The organism is Paenibacillus rigui (assembly GCF_002234615.1).
Taxonomy (GTDB): Bacteria; Bacillota; Bacilli; order Paenibacillales; family NBRC-103111; genus Paenibacillus_S; species Paenibacillus_S rigui.
Map to the genome: position 1 here is coordinate 1 of NZ_NMQW01000083.1, position 870 is coordinate 870.

The following is an 870-nucleotide window of genomic DNA, read 5'->3' on the forward strand; positions in this document are numbered from 1 at the left end:
TCTCGGTGGCTCGGAGATGTTTATAAGAGTCAGCATTACGTTTCCGCTTCTTTTACCTACGGTGCTGGTACTATTCCTGCTTGAAATCGGCAACTTCCTGGATCTGGGCTTTGATCAAGTATACAATCTTCTCACTCCGATGACGTACAGTGTAGGAGATATTCTGGATACGTACGTGTTCCGGACAGGCATTCAGCAGGCGCAGTACAGCTTCGCAACGGCGGTCGGTTTATTCCAGTCGGTGATCGGATTTATTCTGGTCTACGTATTCAACAGGCTGTCGAAGAAAGTATCGGACGGGGGGCTCTGGTAGACATGTTTGAATCGAGAGGGGAAAAAAGTTTCGTCGCAGCCGTCACGGTCTTTCTTATTCTGTTGTCCATCATCGCGCTCGTACCGCTCTTGTCCGTGATCTCGACCTCGCTGAGCTCCAAAAGTGCCGTGGATATGAACCTGGTTACGCTATGGCCGAAGCAGTTTACGTTCGACTCTTGGGGGTATATTATCGGCCGTCCCGACCTGTGGAAATCGTTCTTCTTGACCTTGGGCTCGACAGTGATCGGAACGGTTTTGGCTCTGCTCATGACCGCGCTGCTTGCATATCCGCTGTCGAAGACGGAGTTCCGCTGGGGGCCCGTGATTATGGTTGGCGTCGTGATTGCGATGATCTTCAAGGCGCCGATCGTGCCATACTTCCTGACGGTTCGCGGCATCGGATTGTATAATAATCCGCTGGTTCTGGTCGTGCCGCATATCCTGAATCCGTTCAATCTGATCATTATGAGAACGTTCTTCAAGCAATTTTCCAAGGAGCTGGAGGAAGCCGCTTTTCTTGAGGGCTGCGGATATTTCCGGATGCTGTTTCAATTG

1 protein-coding gene and 1 pseudogene are annotated in these 870 nt (G+C 50.9%); both read left to right on the plus strand.

Annotated elements, in window-relative coordinates; translation table 11 throughout:
- Nucleotides 1-313: pseudogene (locus CF651_RS31630) on the plus strand (sugar ABC transporter permease); the annotation flags it as partial.
- 2 nt (nt 314-315) lie between these two features.
- The coding region (locus tag CF651_RS31635; RefSeq protein ID WP_144029150.1) for a carbohydrate ABC transporter permease at nt 316-870 on the plus strand (555 nt) is incomplete at its 3' end.